The following is a 17,263-nucleotide window of genomic DNA, read 5'->3' on the forward strand; positions in this document are numbered from 1 at the left end:
ATGAAATCTAAAACGATTTGGGCGGCTTTAATAATTGCGTGTGCTTTGTTTACGGCAGGCGCGGCTGTTGCTGTTTCCGAATTGCTTGATTTTAATAAAATAAATGAAGCGGACGCGATTTCAGGGACTTCGCCGGATTTGACAACGCCGTCAGATTCATCCGGGTCGGCGCCGATTCAATCTTTTTCAGCGGATATTGATGATATTGACGACGCCGCAGGAACTCAATTGCCGATGATTGTTTTAATATTCGGATTTACGGTCATTATTGCGGTCATTAATTACAGCCTGAGGGAAAAAGAAGATTAATATTTTTTTTCGATTTGTTTTTATTTTTGAAAATTTGATTTCTGTTTTTGTTGGTTTTTGAAAAACGAAGTTCAGTTTTTGTTGGTTTTTGAAAAACGAAGATTCATTTTTTGATTTTTGAAAAACGAAGTTCATTTTTTGATTTTTGGAAAAATGAATGTTTCGTTTTATTTTACTTTTTTAAAAATGGTGCGGCGCGCGCGGCGGCTGCGTGCTGCTGCGGCTGCCGGCAGCAGCGGCAACTGTAACGGCAGGTAGCAGCGGCAACTGTAGCGGCAGGCAGCAGCGGCACGTTCGCGAATGCGAACGGATTACCATAAAATGAGCAGATGCACGCAGCAGCGCAAACCTGACCCGCAGCGGCAACCATAAAAGACAGTTGCAGATTGGTCGGCTCGGCAGGAGCAGGCAGCGGTAAAAACAGTTGCAAGACGGCACTTTTCCGGAGCTGAAACATCAATCAAAAAGTAAAATGTTTTTTTGTTTTTTGTTTCGTATGGGAAGAATCCGCCAAGTCTCGTTTCCTCCGCTTCGCTTCGGAAACTCAACTTGCGGGGGCGGCGTTTTGTCTTTCATTTAACTTTTTTTCATTGAAACATCGTCTTTCATCAATATTCTTCAAAACGGAACGCCGTTTTTTCATTAAAATCTAAAATATTTTTCAGGGTTTTATCGGGCGTTCAGGTTCACCGATTTTGAAAATTGGATGTTTTGGTTTAACATGATTTTGAAAAAAAGATGAATGACAAGTGAAATAATAAATGAAACGAGAAATGAATTAAATTCAAAATGAAATTAAATGAAAAATGAAACAAGAAATGAAATGAAAAAAATAAATTGAAAATGAATAAACTGAAAAATAAATGAAAGAAGAAATGAAAGAAGAAATGAAAGAAGAAATGAAAGAAAAAATGAAAGAAGAAGAAATAAATTCCGGATTTATTCACGTCTTGCTTTCGGTTTCATTCTCAAAATATGTCGGACTTCATCGACGAACAAATCCCAAAGACCGAGAACCGTGTCGATCAAATCGGGAAGCAATCTCATTGTGATGTACGCTAAAATAATCAGGACGATTCCCGATCCCGCTTTCCCGAGATAATGGTGGGCGATTTCAAAACTGTTTTCACCAAACCACATATCGCCGTAAGCGGCAACGATGAAAATATTGCGGAACAAATTCAAGAAATAAATCACGGGAACCGTTGCCATAAACGTAAGCGCTTTTCTCTTTCTTGTCCCGGGGACGGCAACAATCAAACCCGTGAAAAAAGCAATACTTTCGATTGCGGTACACGCTAAAACAACCGAGACGCGGATGCCGTTGTAACCAATCGTATCAAAATCAATCAGCGACGCATTGTAGCCGAGAATATTTAAAAGTTCTACCGTTTGAACTGCGACTGATTCAATAATAAAATGATTGAGCGGCGTGTAAAGACTGAAAGGCATGTAAATAATGCAGACGATAGCGATGAGTTTTGTCAAATCAAACATCAAACCGACGCGTTCAGTCAAAAGAACAGAATCGGCGTGTTTCGGCATCTCTTTCCGCGTTTGATTTTTAAACGCGCGCGCCGCAAAATGCGCAATCAAGAGACAGAACGCAAACAACGGAATCGTCAAAATGATATTTGTGTAATCCGCTTTCGCGTAATAATAAGGAATCAGCGTAATCCAATAAAAACCGAAAATCAGCCAGCCCGCTCCGCAAATCATTTCAGAAATCTTGTTGTCCTTTTTCAAAAGCAAAGAAGCAACCATCAAAGCAACGGAAAACCAAAGCAAGCTTGTCGTCATTTATATCCTCGTTTTCGTTTTAATGTCTCAATTATCATTTAGATTTCATCATATTTCTTCAAAATGTCAATAAATGAATCGGCAACCGTATCAATCGTTTCAATGCTGAGGCCGTATGTGCTCATTTTGAAATTCTTAGTCAGCCCCGGCTTGATGCCGTGAATCTTTCTCTCTTTGAGCTCATCATAAAGGAAATAACGCCCGCGTTTGGCGCGTTCGGAAATATTGAAAAATCCGGGCGCTTCAAAAAACATCACGTCGTGATTGTGCGGATTCTGGCCGAAAAGTTTGAACTTGCCGGTCTCTTCCAATCGGCTGACGAAATGACGCGCATGTTCGACTTCTTTTTCCCAAACGTCGGGCTTTGTCCGCTCAACGACTTCCGGAAAAGACGCCATGAGCGTCATGATCGGCGCGCCGCGCGATGTGCAGCCGAGCAGTTCGACTTCTTTGACTTTGTTGTACGCGGATTTTCGGAACAGCTGCTCTGCCGCCTCTTCGCCGTTGACGCCGAGAACGCCGACCGGACCGCAGGCAGACATCGATTTGTGGCCGCTGCCGACAATATAATCGACACCGAATTCTTTGGCGTTCACCGGCATTCTGCCGACGGAATAAGCGCCGTTTAAAAGAATCGGAATTTCATATTCATGAGAAAGGGCGGCAATCTTTTTTGCGTCGGCTAAATTGCCGTAATTGCCGTCGGGATAAGTCAGTAATGTGAGAATCGGTTTTTTGCCGTACTTTTCAATGCCGGTTTCAATGGCATTTTGAAAATCTTCGGGCATGATTTCTTTTTCGGGCTTTTCCGTTTGAACGATTTCAAGACCCGCGCGTTCCGCGGCGACTTTACTTGAATAATGCGCCCACGCGTCCATGACAACGTAATCGGCAGCGTCTGTTTTGTTTGCCGAATTGCTTGCCGCGTTGCTTGTTTTGTTTTTTGCCGCGCCCGCAAGCGTGTGCATGACCGCGAATTTTGATTCGCGCGCGCCGTTCATCACGCGTGCCGCATCCGTTCCTAAAAATTCGGGCAGCGCTTTGTGAACGAATTCTTGGATCGGCGGTTTTTTGACCTGATCCAATGCGCCGTTACAATAATCGCAGACAGAATAGCCGTCGCCCCATTCGATTAGAGCGTCGCGTGCCGCTTCGGTCAAAAGACCGGCCGTCTGAAGCGGATCAATATTGATGAAATCGCGGGTATCGCGTTTGATATATTGAAACATTTGAAGATTATTGTTCGCTGCCATTAAAATCGCCACCTCGATAAAAAACCGGCATGAAAGCGCGGAAATAAAAAAGAAAATAAAAAGCAGATTTAGATATTAGATGATTCTGCTTAACTGTTGTTTACTGCTTCTGAACAGCTTCTGTAAAAGCGGCTGAAAAATCATCGCACATGACCATGATTTTGTCGGCCACGTCTTTTAAGATTTCAATCGGTTTTTCGCCGGGCATCGTTTTGATGTAGAGGACCGGCTCTCTCTCAACGGAATTGGATAATCTTTTAACGTCGTAGAAAGCCGTTTCAATGCGCGGGTCTTCCAAAAGCGTCGCTTTGATAATGTTCATCAGGGTATGCGTTTCCCCTTTGACGAGAATTTCCATCTCATCTTTACCTTGTGAAAGAATTGTAATTTCCATAATTTAATCTCGCTTGTTAAAATATTTGAATTCTGAAATGAATGATTTTTGATAAATTTATCGGTGAATTGAAAAATTAAATTAAAAATTAATTTAATAATAAATTAAAAATTAATTTAATAATAAATTAAAAATTAATTTAATAATAAATTAAATGAAAAATTAAAAATCAGACGGAAGGAATTCCTTGTCCGTATCCGTCCGCGATTTTTCGTCTTTCGCGGTTGCCGCAATTGCTGCAAACAAGTCCGTCATCGACTTTTGTAAGCGATGTTTTGCATTTGGAGCAGTACGCTTTCAACACGCCGAATTCAGGTTCAACAGTTGACAAACCGATTTTTTTGCTGTCAATGACTTTTGCACGGACAATGTCGCCGACACTGAATTCATCGCCGACGGATTTTGCAAACCCGTCTTTGATGTTGGAAACATAAATCTCGGCGTTGCCGTTGTTGACGATTTCTTCGCCCAAACTCTTTTCCGCCGCGACAATATCGACGCGCGCGTTGGATTCGCGGACATCGGTGATGGATGCAATCACAACATCGCCTTCCGTAATCGTGTTCGGTGTTTTCGTTTTCGGAATCACTGAAATCATGCGGTGTTCTTTGTTGATTCCGATGACGCCGGGAACAGTTGCGCGAATTGTGCCGTCATCGTTAACGGTTCCGAATCCGGGTTTGTATTCTTCGATTGCGCTGACAGCTTCGCCCGGGAAAACGAATTGCTTTGTCTTTTCATAAACGATTTTTTCAGGACGCTTTTTCTTCTCGGCAGGTTTTCTGCCGCCGAATCCGCCGCGCCCGTTACGGTCATTGCGTCCGCCGTTTCGATCTCTGCCGCCGCTGCTGCGCCCGCCGTCCCGACCTCCGTCTCGGCTGCGGCTGTCACGGTTTCCGTATCGGTCATTTCCGCTTCTGTCTCCGCTGCCGCGTTCACTGCTGCGCTCGCCGTTGCTGCTGCGTTCGCGGCTATACGTGCGTTCGCCGCCGTTCCTGTCATTGCCGCTTCTCTCACTGCTGCGCTCCGTTCTTCTTTCGGAACTTCTCTCCGGGCGTTCTGCCGGCACGCGGCGCGGCTTTGCTTCCTGCTCGCCGTCTGCGGCTTCTGCGCGCGGTCCGGGTGTGCGCTTAACCATTGTGCGCTTAGCAGTTGTTTCTGCTGCCGGTTCCGACTTTGCCTCGATTTGGGGTCTGGGTTTTCTCGGAATTCCGGATTTGGGTGAGCTTTCCGCAGGAGCCGCCGCGACGGGCTCGGGGGCGTTGGGCTTTTCCGTTTTTTCTGCGGCGTCTTTCAACTTTCTTCGAATCGGCTTTTTTTGCACTCTGCTCATAAATGAACCTTCATAATTTGATAATTGTGAATCGACAAGAACGGCAGTCATTTTACCGCTTGTCATTTAATTTTAATAAATTTCCTGTGCCGCTGACCGCTCAGCGCTGTTATATTCTACTCGGTGATATGAATATACATTAAACATAGATAAAATAATCTTTCATAGGAAGTCAGGATTTGGATTCGATCCTGTAAATTTCAACATCGATCGTCTGAATTTCTTTTTTATGAAAATCAAATGTTTTGCGTATCGGAAATTCTGTTATAAAACAATTTGTTACAACAGCGGGTTTAATATATTTTTCTATAAAAGCGCGGCTGCCTTTATTGTGAATCGAATAAATGACGCTGCCCGCCGCAATCGCCGCGTCCAAAAACGGCCGATCATTTCCTTTTTCCTGCGCCCCGAAAGGCGGGTTCATCAGAATCGTATCGGCTCGTTCCAATTCTTTGGATTCAATCATTTCAGGAATTTTTAAAACATCCGACACAATAAACTGAATTGCAGAGTCATCATATTCAAAAATATCAGCCATATGAGCCGCGTTTTCCTTCGCACTCGAAACAGCCGTTTCATCAATGTCAAAACCAATAACGCTGTCCGCGCCCAAAATTGCCGCACCGATTGAAAGAATTCCGGTGCCGCAGCCGAGATCGTAAACCGTTTTGCCTTCTATGTCGCCATTCATAAAAGCCATGTGAAGAAACGGCGCCGCAACGACAGCCGGCGTCTTATATTGTTCCAAATTAACATTCGGCGCGGCAAACCCTTCAACTTTTTCAAGCGCGATTTCAAGCGTTCTGAGTTTCATAACCGTCAAATCTCCCTCAGAATATCCGGTCGCCCAAATACTTATCATGCGGCATAATCAAACATTTGTCAATCGCTTTCCAATAACTTTCATACAAATTTTTCTGAGCGTGCCCGTATTGTTCAATCGTTTCAAATTCCCAGTAAAGCAGATATCGAACGCTTTTCACAACGCGTGTCAGTTTATCCGGCGGCAGTCCTTCTTTGACGGTCGAAAACTCTTTGATCGTATATCCGCGCTTAAAGAATCGGAAAAGCAGAACGCCATCCTGTTTGTTCATGAAATCCTGAACGTCGTTCATCAAAATTTCAAACTCATCGACTTTGTCGGGTTTTACTTGATAAATACAAACTTCTGAAAAAGACATATTCTCAATCCTGCCCGCCTTCAAGGATTTCATCCAAAACCAAATCTTCCCACGCGCGCTCACCCAAAACGATTTCAAATTCCTGCGGGGTTAAAACAGGCGCCGGATATCTGCCGGAATCATCAATCGCCAGGCGCGGGCAGGCGGTATTGACAAACGCATCGGCTTTAAACGAGAGCATTTGATCCGGCGTGACTAAATCCATAAACAAAATAAACGCCTGTTTCCCGTGCGCTTCTGCTTTTGATTTGATGGATTCCGCCAGCGTTTTGCGGTATTGTCCGTTTTTGGTTGAAACAATGATGCAAAAAGTTTCGGCATCTGACGCGTTTCCGATGACGGCGCTTCGCTGCATTAAAAATTTGCGGTAATTGAGTTCAAAAACATCCGACGTAAACGGATCGGCGCAGACAACGCGTTTTTTAGATGAAAGCGCGGTGCCGATCGGATGAAACTGGCCGCTTCCGATGTATAAAACCGCGTCGCATTTTTCGGATTCGGAATGCGCTGCTGAAAAATTGCAGCCGAGAATTTGCCCGGGATATGCGATTCGTTCGTCGCCGTCGCCGATAATGACGGTTTTTCCGACCGCTTCCAGAATCTGTTTTGCATTTTCCAATTGATGAACGTGCTGAACCGTTGTCACCAAACCGATTGTCTGCTCGGGCAGAAGCGGAATTGCGGCGCTCACGGCATCCGTGATGTCAACTTTTGAACGCGCTTCGATGAAACGGACTTTGTTTTCAATATTTTCATCATATCCTTGTTTTAATTCGGCGTGTCCGAAATGGAAAAACAGGTCAGATTTTTCAAGAAGCTGCATGTCCAAGTCGCAGGCGCCGAAGCACGGGTCGGCTGAAATGTAAACAGATGTGCCGGTTTCTTTTTCAATTTTTGAAGCAATATCCATGGCGTGTTTTTTCAATCCTTCGGGAAACTGGAGCCCGATTACAATTTCTTCGCTGTTTTTTGATGAATTATTTGATTCCATCTTCTTTGATTTTGAAATCTTTTTGATTTCATCAAAAACGGCTTTCATCTCAAAATCATAAGATGAAGCGGAAGAAATTGTCGGGATCTCGTTCATTTCACGCCTCCGATGACTGAAACACCGTCAGCCGACACGTCAATGTCAACCAAAACAGTAACGTCAACACCTGTTTTTTCTTTAACGAATTCGGCTCCGCTGCCGCGGCCGATGACGCAGTAAACGCCTGCAATATCAATGCCGGCTTCGCCCAGTTTTTCCAAAAGCGGCAAAAGCGTTCCGCCGGTACTGATGACGTCATCGACGATTAAAATGCGGTCGCCTTTGTCAAGACCGTTGATGAAAAGTGATCCTTTGGAATATCCTGTTGATTGTGAAAGTTCGATTTCGCCGTCAAGCCCGTATGCTCTTTTGCGGATAATTGAAACCGGAATTCCCGTTTTTAATGAAAGTGCCGTTGCAATCGGAATTCCCATCGCTTCGACGGTGACGATTTTATCGATCCCGCCGGTTTTTCCGTCTTTGATGATGAAATCTGCGATTTCCTCTAAAATCGCGGGATCCGTTTCGGGAATTCCGTCCGAAATCGGATGAATGAAATAATTGTAAGTCTGCCCGTCACATTCCTTTTGAATGACGGGAGCTTCTTTAAGTGATTTCTTTAATTTCTCAAGCATATTTTTAATTCAAGGGTAATTTCGGTATTTATACGTTTATAACAAATTTTGTTCAAATTTTGCTCAAATTTTGCTCGTGACCAACCTTCGGTCGGTCTCTCACAAAATTTCATCGGGCAGTGGGAGGACGGTGTTTGTAAAAAATTGCTTCGCAATTTTTCAGGCTTCGCCGGTTTGCAGTTGGAGGGCGGTGTTTGTTTGCAGTTGGAGGGCGGTGTTTGTTTGCAGTTGGAGGGAGGTGTTTGTTTGCAGTTGGAGGGAGGTGTTTGTTTGCAGTTGGAGGGAGGTGTTTGTTTGCAGTTGGAGGGAGGTGTTTGTTTGCAGTTGGAGGGAGGTGTTTGTTTGCAGTTGGAGGGAGGTGTTTACTGAAAAATCGCTTCGCGATTTTTCATCGCTTTTTGCTGCCGCCGACAGCGCCGCTCGCGCGAGCTGCTCCGCTTTTTATAAATATAACAAAACGCGCCCTTGTATTAATAAATAGAAAAAAAGAAATAATGATTGATTTAAAAAGGAAGACCTAATGCCGCTAATTTTTGGCGTATTTCAATATCTTCTTCTGCCAATTTTATCAACTCGCATTCTTCTTCTTTTTCTTCAGGAGTCAACTGACGAGACCGGCCTGCATATGTGAAAATTTCATCAAAAGTTTCTGCGTGCATAAGTATCACATCGAAATTTCTCTTAGATAGTATATAGTTGTTTCTTTGTTCTGGTTTGGTGAGATTTGAATATATTTTTTTGAAATCTTATATATTTTATAAACCGAATTGCGCGGACGAAGTATTTCATATTCGGCTTCATCAACATAAAGCGCTTTCATTTTATTGCTTAATTGCAGTTGAAATATGACAGGATTCATGGAATTTGTATATTTTAAAGCACTTTCTAATCTCAGACTGAAACTTCCGAAAGCGGCTTCTGTATAATCGTTTTCCGGATCCAAAAATTTCATCCATGACGGATCGGAAATCCCGCGATAAACAAATCGATTTCCTGAAACATCACTTTTACGGATTGCACTATCAATATGCGCTATACTTTTTAAGATTATTTCTTTTTCTAATTTGTTCAAAGAATCATAAAATGAAGGGAAGCGGCAGGATGAATTAATAACATAGCACCAAGGCTTGTCTTCCCAATTCTTCGGAATCGGAATACTCCAATCCCTTTTTTGAACATTATATGGCCAAACATCCTGATAGTTTCCAATTTCAACTTTTTCTTCAATCGTCAAGTCATTGCGCTCAATATACGGAATAAATGAGGAAACATCTTTGGAAAATGCTTCCATTTTTTCGCGAACAATTGAATTCGAAAGAAACGGTGAAGATGTCAAAATTTGAGGATTATAAAATGGGTTCTTTTTTTGCATATATGAACATGTTTTCAAAAAGGATAATAGGTGATCGATTTTTTCAAAAACGATAAGTTTATATCATATATATTTTTAAGACGGCTGCTGCATATGAATTCATTCAAATTTGCTGCCGCCTGCGCGCGAGCCGCTCCGCTTCTCAAAAAAATCAAAAACATCCATCGCTTTTCAAAAAATAACAAAAAAATTGCCCGTCGTTTTTCAAAAAAATAAAAGAAAAAAGAAAGAGAAAAATTAAGGCCGATATTCCGCAGCCTCTTTAAATCTCTGAACCAAAAAATCATTATCAAACGACGTCAAAAACCAGCCCGCTTTCGGACCGGACGGCTGTCCCAAAAGCGCGGTATAAATCGCCGTGAAGAAACTTTTCGTATCAATTTCTTCCGCGGGAATTTCGCCGCCGGCATATTCCGTCATTTTCTTGAAAATATCGGAATCGGGCTCTTTTGTTTCATAAACGATTCTTTGAATATCTTCGGGACCGAGTTCTTTTCCGGCTGCCGTCAACTCATCCGCAAAAGCGTTTAAAAACGCGCGCTGCGTGTCTGTGAGTGACGCCGTTTGAACCGGAACAGTGTCTTTGACGCCGAATTTCGCAAAAGGCGGCGCGTATTTTTCCAGCCAAAGACCGACATTGCGCGCCATTTGATTGATCATTTCAGGATCTTCATCAAAACCCGAGCGCTTGGCAATCACGTCAATCTTATTCAAATCGCCGCCGGCAACCTGATAAATCGTCACCATCTGCTTAAACGGAATCTTGGACTGCTTCACATCTTTGGATTTGGAAAGATCCACGATTCTTTCTTCAAACATCGACGGATCTTCTTTATCGCGCAAACGCTCATATTCATCGACAAGATTCAAAAGCGGTTGTCCCGGATCAAATTTAATATGTTTTTCGGGACGCGTTTTCATAATCAAAAAACGAAGCGCTTCGGGCGGAACCACGTCAAGCATATCGGAAATCGAAACGACAACGCCTGAGGATGACGACATCGCGCCTTTTTCGCCAAGCATGATCCATTCATAAACGATCGGAAGCGGCGGTTCGTGCCGGAACACTTCACGAGAAATTCGAATGCCTGAATCGTAAGAGCCGCCGCTTGACGCGTGATCCTTGCCGAACGGCTCGGCCGTCACGCCTAAAATCTTCCACTTTGCCGGCCACTCGACGCGCCAAGTCAGCTTGCCGCCGCCGGTCATGGAAACTTTGCCGGAAGTTTTGCATGCGGGACATTCGTAGCTGATCGTTTCTTCCGCCTCGTCAAAGCCTGTCACTTTGGCGCTGTTGATGCGGCCGCAGCCTTCACAAATCGGATTAAACGGACTCCAATCTTCCTGAACTTCTTTGCCCGATACTTCTTCCAAAATCTTTGCGATTTCATCGCGGTTTTTGAGCGCCGTTTTAATCGCGTCAACAAACTTGCCCGCTTTGTATAATTCATCCGTTTTCAAAACTTCGGGGCGGATGCCCAGCGTTTCCATTGCCGCGATAAACGGTTCTAAAAAGTGATCGGCATAACTCTTATGATGACCGCACGGACAGGGAATTTCGGAAATCGGTTTGCCGACGTGCTGCGCGTAATCTTCTTCTTTTAAAAACGGGTAGACTTTGCGGAGCGGATCATAATTGTCGGCGATGTAATAAAACTCGGGGTCTTCGCCTTTGCTTTTCAAAGCGCAGTAAACCGCGTCTGCCGTCAGTACTTCTCTCATATTTCCGATATGGATGTGACCGGAAGGCGTAATTCCCGTTGAAATCACATTCTTCTTATTTTTCGTCATCGCTTCTTCTGCGACGACATCTGCCCAATGGGTAATCTCTGTCATATTATTCCTTAAAATTTTAAATCATGATAAATAAATTCGATTTGAAATGATGTCTTAATCATTCTTTTTTATTAAAACTTTATCATATCCCGCCGTTTCGAAGCCTGTTGAATTCATTTCAAATCGTATCGAATTATTTCAAATCGGGATCGTATTCCGCCGCCAGTTCTTCATACGGTTTGAAATCATAATGCGCCAAACAATCACAAAGCGATTTATTGGAAAGATAAATCAATTTCAAATCATCGCGTTCTGTCGGCGCGCTGCCGCAGGCAATGGAAATAAATTCCGCCAAATCATAAACCGGAAGACCGGCATTTGATTCGTTTTCTTTTCCCGACATATAACCGCCTTCAATAATATTCTTCATACAGCCGCCGCAATTCGTAATGATAATATCGCTGCCAAGGCTTTTCGCATATTCATGAACGCTGCCGGCTTGGTCGATGGATTTTTGCGGAAAACTTGTTCGAACGCCGCCGCCAAAACCGCAGCAAATCGATCCTTCCGGTGTCGGATTGACGAGTTCAACGCCGGGAACGGCTGACAGCACTTTGCGCGGGTCTTCGTACACGCCGAGCGCGCGCGTTAAGTGGCACGGGTCCTGATAATAAATGCGAAGCTTGGCATTTGATTTTGTATATTCGCTCATCTCTCTTTTGAAATTCAATTTGCCTTCATCCAAAAGACGGGCGAAATATTCGGCTGTTTGAAGAACTTCAAACTGAATATTTTCAAATTTTTGAGGATAAAGCATTTTAAAAGCGCGGTAGCATCCCGGGCATGTCGTGATTAAAATTTCGGAGCCGCGGGAATTGATTTCATCAATATTTCGCTGACCGAGCTTTTCAAGCGGTGCTGTGTTTCCGGCACCTGCCGAGACCGAGCCGCAGCAATATTCAATGCCGCTCATCACGGAATAATCAACGCCTGCCGCATTCAGCGCGCGAACGGTTGACTTGCCGACAACTTTATTCATGCAGGATGCGGCGCAGCCCGGAAAATAAACGACTTTGCTTTTCCGCCCTTCATTTTTGAATTCGACCGGACTTTCCCATTCGCCGACTTTTTTGTAAATATTGTTGTCGGAAAACGGATCGACTAACATCTGCTCTTTTGACAGCCCGCGGATTTTTGTCTTCTTTTCGCGGGAGGCGGCAATCAATTTTCGGATTCCCAAATCTTCGGGACAGGCAACCGTGCAGACATTGCAGGTATAGCAAAGACGAATGTCGTATTCAAGCGGCTTTTTTTCTTCGGTTTGGCCGCCTTCTGAAATGTAATCGCACAGCGACGGAATCACGTCAACCGTGTCGTAGCTCGGGCAGACATCAATGCACAAGCCGCAGAGACTGCATTGGTCGGTATAAACTTGAATCAGATCCACAAAAACCCTCTCTGTTTTTGAAAAATTATATCTGTGAGGCAATTATATCATTGGTCGCCTCAATAAAGTGTAAAATATTCTTATGATTGTATTGTTATTGTGCTTGTTATTGCTGCGAATGGTATATATAAAACGGGCAAATGATTAAAAAGTATTCCGATTTTAAATAACATATCTAAACTATTATAATCAAAAATCAAAATTATAATCAAAAACCAAACCAAATAAAAGAGATTCAAAAGGAGACAACAATGGCAGGAAACACTTTCGGCAGCGCTTTTCGAATCACGACCTGGGGCGAATCCCACGGTCCCGCCGTCGGCGCAGTTATTGACGGCGCGATTCCGGGAATTGAAATCACGGCCGAAGAAATCCAAAAAGAGCTTGACCGCCGAAAACCGGGTCAAAGCAATGTTTCCACGCCTCGAAATGAATCCGATACGGTTGAAATTCTCTCGGGCGTTTTTGAAGGAAAAACAACGGGAACACCAATTTCTCTTTTGATTCGAAATTCAAATCAGCATTCATCGGACTATGACAGTCTTCGGGACACGCCGCGCCCGGGACACGCCGACTTCGCTTACGCGGAAAAATACGGCATTCGTGACCACCGCGGCGGCGGACGCAGTTCGGGGCGGGAAACCGTCGGAAGAGTTGCGGCAGGCGCCGTTGCCAAAAAGATTCTGTCCGAATTCGGAATCAAAGTCGTCTGTCACACGACAAGAATCGGCGGCGTTTCAGCCGATCCCGATGTTTTAAGCAAATTATCATTTGAAGAAATAAAGAACAATATCGAAAAGAACAGTGTCCGCTGTGCCGACTTAACAACTGCGGCGCAAATGGAAGCAGCCGTTGCTGCCGCCAAAGAGAGGGGCGATTCCGTCGGCGGCATCGTCGAAGGTCTCATTTGCGGCGTTCCCGCAGGACTCGGCGAACCCGTTTTTGACAAATTGGACGCGGATTTGGCAAAAGCGATCATGAGTATCGGCGCCGTCAAAGGATTTGAAATAGGCGTCGGGTTTGCCGCGGCAGGCGCATTCGGAAGCGTTTTGAATGACGCTTTTGAAATTCAAAACGGCGAAATCCGAACCGCAACAAACAATGCCGGCGGCATTTTAGGCGGCATTTCAACGGGCGAAATCATTCGATTCAGGGCGGCAATCAAGCCGACGCCATCGATTTCAAAGGTTCAGAAAACGGTGAATACGGCGGAAATGAAAGAGGCGGAAATTTCAATACAAGGAAGACACGATCCCGTGATTGCGCCGCGTTTTGTTCCCGTCGGAGAAGCAATGGCGGCAATCGTCATTTTGGATCATTTGATGCGAAATGAAGCATTACATTTATTAAAAACAAATCAAACCGTTAATCAAAATAAATAAACAAAAAATAAAAATAAATATAACAAAAAAAATAAAAATTAAAAAGAAAACTAAAAACGAGAGGGTGAGAAATGAATCATGGAGAAGAAGGCGGTCAGCCGCACGGGCATTCGGGTGCAGCGGGCAGTCATTCCGGCGCAGCGCACGGACATCCCGGCGCAGCGGGCGGACATCCCGGCGCAGCGGGCGGACATCCCGGCGCAGCAGGCGGACATCCCGGAGCGGCAGGTCATCCGGGCGGCGCAATGATGCCGTCAGACGGCGGCGTTCGTCCCCCGAGAGTCTTGGCGTGGGAAACGACAGCGGCATGCAACTTGAAATGCAAGCATTGCCGCGGATCTTCAACGGCAGATTCGGCTGTCGGCGAATTAACAACGGAAGAAGCAAAAAAACTGCTTCGGGAAATTCGGGAAACCGGAACGCCGATTATTATTTTAAGCGGCGGCGAGCCGCTGATGCGCGACGATATTTTTGAAATCGCGCACTACGGGACGGATTTGGGATTTCGTATGGCGCTTGCGACAAACGGCGTTTTGGTAACGGAAGAAATCGCTCAAAAAATCAAAGACGCGGGCATTCAGCGCGTCAGCATCAGTTTGGACGGGCGCGAGCAGACGCATGACGCTTTTCGTATGATTCCGGGATGTTTTATCGATTCCATGAAAGGCATTGAAAATTTGAAAAAAGCGGGTGTTGAATTCCAAATCAACACGACGATTTCCAGATTCAATGTTCACGAAATGGAAGATGTTCACAATTTTGCAAAAGAAATCGGCGCGGCGGCGCATCATTTCTTTTTCCTTGTTCCGACCGGCCGCGGCGCGGAATTAACGGAGTTTGAAATCACGCCCGAAGAATATGAAATCGCTCTTGAATGGCTTTACGGATTATCCCGAAGAACAGAACTTCAGATTCGACCAACCTGCGCGCCGCATTATTTCAGAATCCTGCGCCAGCACGCTAAAGAGGAAGGCATTGAAGTGACGCCGAAAACGCACGGCTTGGACGCGATGACAAAAGGCTGTCTCGGCGGCATATCATTCGGATTCATTTCAAGCATCGGCGAAGTCAATCCTTGCGGCTATCTTCCGGTTTCTGCCGGAAACGTGCGCAATCAATCGTTTAAAGATATTTGGGAAAACGCGAAAGTTTTCAATGATCTTCGAAATTATTCCGCTTATGAAGGAAAATGCGGCGCCTGCGAATACAAAAGAGCCTGCGGCGGCTGCCGCGCCCGCGCGTATTCGGAAACCGGAAATTATATGGAAGAAGAACCACTTTGCTCTTATCACCCGAGGGGGATTGTCAATGGAACAAAAAACGGATGAAACACGAAATACCGAATCGCAATCGACTGATACAACCACGGTTGAAACAAAAACAGTTGAAGCAAAAAACATTGAGTCGAAAAATATTGAGTCGAAAAATATTGAGTCGAAAAATATTGAGACGAAAAACAGTGGGATGAAAAAAAGTGAGATGAAAAACAATGAATCGAAAGTGATTGAATTGGACGAAATCGACCGAAAACTCATCAATCTGATTCAGCTGAACTTTCCGGTTTCCGTTCATCCTTTTGAGGAGATCGCAAATGAAATCGGAACGACTGAAGACATTGTGCTTTCCAAGCTCAATCGCCTCAAAGACGAAAAAATCATTCGACGAATCGGGCCGATTATCAACACGCGCGGAATCGGCGGCGTCAATACGCTTGCTGCCGTTAAAGTTCCGATTGATCAAATCGACAAAGCGGCGGCAGTCATCAACAAATATGATGAGGTATCTCATAATTATCTCAGAAATGAAGAATATAATGTTTGGTTCACGGTGTCGGCGCCGACGCAAGCGCGTTTGGATCAGATTTTGAATGAAATTCAAACGGAATTGAACTGTCCGCTTTTGGATTTGCCGACAATCAAACAATTCAAAATACAGGTGAATTTCCATGTCTGAAGAAAGATTTCAAGAAAGGTTTGAAGAAAAATCTGTCGAAGAAAAACCTGTTTGGAATTCAAAAATGGATGAAACCGATGAAAAACTCATTCGGCTGATTCAGGACGGCATTGAATTCACGCATTCGCCATTTGCAAAAGCAGCCGCGGAACTCGGCATTTCCGAAGAAGAAGTCGTTTCACGCTTGGAAAATTTGATTTCGGAGAAAAAAATTCGCCGTTTCGGCGCATCTATCGGGCACATCGCACTCGGATTTACGGCAAACGGAATGGGTGTTTGGGATATTCCCGAAGACCAAATCGAAGAAATCGGTAAAAAAATGGCTTCTTTTAATGAAGTCAGCCATTGTTACCACCGGCCGAGATCAGCCGAATGGCCTTATAATATGTATACAATGATTCACGGGCGAACGCAGGAAGAATGCAAAGCTGTCGCGGAAAAAATCTCCGTTGCGGTCGGCATTCCGGAATACAAACTTGTTTTCAGCGAAAAAGAGCTGAAGAAAAAAGGTGTCCGGATTTAAATTTATATTTTTTAATTTTAAATATTCAAATTTAAATGATTTAAATTTTAAATATTCAAACTTAAATGATTCTTTTAAAGATTCAAATAAAAAAGAGGAAAAAATGTCAACGCCGCCGCTTCAATCTAAATCTCAAGACGAATCACAAATCGAATCAAAAGCAGAATCAAAAGCAGAATCCAATCCGTATTTGCCTTTGATGATTGATTTTACGGACAAAATTGTCGTGATTTTCGGCGGCGGCGCTGTCGGCGAACGCAAAGTGAAACGCTTTGCCGAAAAAGCACTTGTCACTGTCGTCAGTTCGAGTTTGACGCCGGATTTGCAGGAAATGGAAAAGGATGATTCGATTTTGTTTATCGAAAAAGATCTTTCGAAATTAACCGACGGCGAGATTTTTGACTGCATGTCGGATGCTTTTTTAGTGATTGCGGCAACGTCGGATTCGGAAGTCAACCGCCGAATTGTTTCAATGGCAAAAACCGCCGGCGTTTTGGTCAATGATACAGAAAAAGCCGACGAAGTGATCATTCCTTCTTTGATTGAACGCGGCGGACTTCAAATCGCTATTTCATCCGGCGGGGACAGTCCTGCGGTCACGAAATATGCGCGAATGAAAATCGTAGGCGCGATTGATAATAATTTTGAACAAATGATTCTTCTTCAAAACGAAATGCGCGAATATTTAAAAACGATTATTTCCGATCAGAAAAAACGACAGAAAATTCTGTGGGAAATCATGAACGATGAAGAGATTTGGGATTTGCTTTCAACGGATTTTGAGAAGGCGAGAGAGAAAGCGATGAAGCTTTCATCTGATTTTTAAACATTATGTTTTTTTATTTTTGTAATGAATAGTTGAAGTATTAATTTTT

General features: G+C 44.1%; 20 protein-coding genes. 7 read left to right on the forward strand and 13 right to left on the reverse strand.

All coding sequences use genetic code 11. From position 1 onward, the window contains the following. Positions 1–309, forward strand: a complete 309-nt coding sequence (locus MmiHf6_RS08865; RefSeq protein ID WP_316557431.1) for a hypothetical protein — start codon at positions 1–3, stop codon at positions 307–309. A 172-nt stretch (positions 310–481) separates the two neighbouring features. On the opposite strand, the gene MmiHf6_RS08870 is transcribed toward MmiHf6_RS08865, so the two are convergent. The 9 genes from MmiHf6_RS08870 to hpt all read right to left on the reverse strand — a co-directional run bounded on the left by MmiHf6_RS08870 (position 482) and on the right by hpt (position 7,935). After that, on the reverse strand, positions 482–739 hold the full coding sequence (locus MmiHf6_RS08870; protein ID WP_316557432.1) for a hypothetical protein: 258 nt from the start codon (positions 737–739) through the stop codon (positions 482–484). 509 nt (positions 740–1,248) lie between these two features. Beyond that, positions 1,249–2,109 carry an archaeosortase A gene (gene artA / locus MmiHf6_RS08875; RefSeq protein ID WP_316557433.1) on the reverse strand — a complete coding sequence of 287 codons (861 nt, stop codon included), beginning with the start codon at positions 2,107–2,109 and terminating at the stop codon, positions 1,249–1,251. Positions 2,110–2,147: 38 nt separating this feature from the next. Then, positions 2,148–3,362 carry an O-phospho-L-seryl-tRNA:Cys-tRNA synthase gene (pscS, locus tag MmiHf6_RS08880; protein WP_316557434.1) on the reverse strand — a complete coding sequence of 405 codons (1,215 nt, stop codon included), beginning with the start codon at positions 3,360–3,362 and terminating at the stop codon, positions 2,148–2,150. Positions 3,363–3,462: 100 nt separating this feature from the next. Further along, positions 3,463–3,756, reverse strand: a complete 294-nt coding sequence (locus tag MmiHf6_RS08885; protein WP_316557435.1) for a DNA-directed RNA polymerase subunit L — start codon at positions 3,754–3,756, stop codon at positions 3,463–3,465. 169 nt (positions 3,757–3,925) lie between these two features. Then, positions 3,926–5,089, reverse strand: a complete 1,164-nt coding sequence (locus MmiHf6_RS08890) for an exosome complex RNA-binding protein Csl4 (protein ID WP_316557436.1) — start codon at positions 5,087–5,089, stop codon at positions 3,926–3,928. 172 nt (positions 5,090–5,261) lie between these two features. Next, the gene (locus MmiHf6_RS08895) at positions 5,262–5,903 is read right to left on the reverse strand and encodes an METTL5 family protein (RefSeq protein WP_316557437.1); all 642 of its coding nucleotides are present in this window, start codon (positions 5,901–5,903) and stop codon (positions 5,262–5,264) included. A 16-nt stretch (positions 5,904–5,919) separates the two neighbouring features. After that, positions 5,920–6,270: a hypothetical protein gene (locus MmiHf6_RS08900; protein WP_316557438.1), complete on the reverse strand. Its 351-nt coding sequence runs from the start codon at positions 6,268–6,270 to the stop codon at positions 5,920–5,922. Between the two features lie 4 nt (positions 6,271–6,274). Continuing rightward, positions 6,275–7,357 carry a diphthamide biosynthesis enzyme Dph2 gene (dph2, locus tag MmiHf6_RS08905; RefSeq protein WP_316557439.1) on the reverse strand — a complete coding sequence of 361 codons (1,083 nt, stop codon included), beginning with the start codon at positions 7,355–7,357 and terminating at the stop codon, positions 6,275–6,277. Beyond that, on the reverse strand, positions 7,354–7,935 hold the full coding sequence (gene hpt, locus MmiHf6_RS08910) for a hypoxanthine/guanine phosphoribosyltransferase (RefSeq protein ID WP_316557440.1): 582 nt from the start codon (positions 7,933–7,935) through the stop codon (positions 7,354–7,356). The genes dph2 and hpt overlap by 4 nt, the downstream gene beginning before the upstream one ends. A gap of 130 nt (positions 7,936–8,065) precedes the next feature. On the opposite strand from hpt, the gene MmiHf6_RS08915 reads away from it, so the two are divergent. Further along, positions 8,066–8,416, forward strand: a complete 351-nt coding sequence (locus MmiHf6_RS08915; RefSeq protein ID WP_316557441.1) for a hypothetical protein — start codon at positions 8,066–8,068, stop codon at positions 8,414–8,416. A 22-nt stretch (positions 8,417–8,438) separates the two neighbouring features. Here MmiHf6_RS08915 and MmiHf6_RS08920 read toward each other — a convergent pair whose 3' ends face one another. From MmiHf6_RS08920 to MmiHf6_RS08935, 4 genes are all read right to left on the reverse strand, one after another. After that, entirely contained in the window at positions 8,439–8,594 is a 156-nt protein-coding gene (locus MmiHf6_RS08920) for a hypothetical protein (RefSeq protein WP_316557442.1), read from the reverse strand. A gap of 5 nt (positions 8,595–8,599) precedes the next feature. Beyond that, positions 8,600–9,169, reverse strand: a complete 570-nt coding sequence (locus MmiHf6_RS08925) for an ADP-ribosyltransferase (protein WP_316557443.1) — start codon at positions 9,167–9,169, stop codon at positions 8,600–8,602. Positions 9,170–9,544: 375 nt separating this feature from the next. Beyond that, positions 9,545–11,143: a lysine--tRNA ligase gene (lysS, locus tag MmiHf6_RS08930; protein ID WP_316557444.1), complete on the reverse strand. Its 1,599-nt coding sequence runs from the start codon at positions 11,141–11,143 to the stop codon at positions 9,545–9,547. Between the two features lie 133 nt (positions 11,144–11,276). Then, positions 11,277–12,530, reverse strand: coding sequence for a (Fe-S)-binding protein (locus MmiHf6_RS08935; RefSeq protein WP_316557445.1), 1,254 nt, complete (start codon positions 12,528–12,530; stop codon positions 11,277–11,279). Between the two features lie 251 nt (positions 12,531–12,781). On the opposite strand from MmiHf6_RS08935, the gene aroC reads away from it, so the two are divergent. From aroC to MmiHf6_RS08960, 5 genes are all read left to right on the forward strand, one after another. Continuing rightward, positions 12,782–13,912, forward strand: a complete 1,131-nt coding sequence (gene aroC, locus MmiHf6_RS08940; RefSeq protein ID WP_316557446.1) for a chorismate synthase — start codon at positions 12,782–12,784, stop codon at positions 13,910–13,912. A gap of 248 nt (positions 13,913–14,160) precedes the next feature. Further along, positions 14,161–15,240 carry a heme b synthase gene (gene ahbD / locus MmiHf6_RS08945; protein WP_316558668.1) on the forward strand — a complete coding sequence of 360 codons (1,080 nt, stop codon included), beginning with the start codon at positions 14,161–14,163 and terminating at the stop codon, positions 15,238–15,240. After that, positions 15,221–15,865, forward strand: a complete 645-nt coding sequence (gene ahbA / locus MmiHf6_RS08950; RefSeq protein WP_316557447.1) for a siroheme decarboxylase subunit alpha — start codon at positions 15,221–15,223, stop codon at positions 15,863–15,865. Before ahbD ends, ahbA begins: the two co-directional genes overlap by 20 nt. Next, on the forward strand, positions 15,858–16,388 hold the full coding sequence (gene ahbB / locus MmiHf6_RS08955) for a siroheme decarboxylase subunit beta (RefSeq protein WP_316557448.1): 531 nt from the start codon (positions 15,858–15,860) through the stop codon (positions 16,386–16,388). The genes ahbA and ahbB overlap by 8 nt, the downstream gene beginning before the upstream one ends. Before the next feature lie 103 nt (positions 16,389–16,491). Beyond that, on the forward strand, positions 16,492–17,214 hold the full coding sequence (locus tag MmiHf6_RS08960; protein ID WP_316557449.1) for a precorrin-2 dehydrogenase/sirohydrochlorin ferrochelatase family protein: 723 nt from the start codon (positions 16,492–16,494) through the stop codon (positions 17,212–17,214). Positions 17,215–17,263 lie beyond the last annotated feature (49 nt).

This window comes from Methanimicrococcus hongohii (assembly GCF_032594095.1).
GTDB classification, from domain to species: Archaea; Halobacteriota; Methanosarcinia; order Methanosarcinales; family Methanosarcinaceae; genus Methanimicrococcus; species Methanimicrococcus hongohii.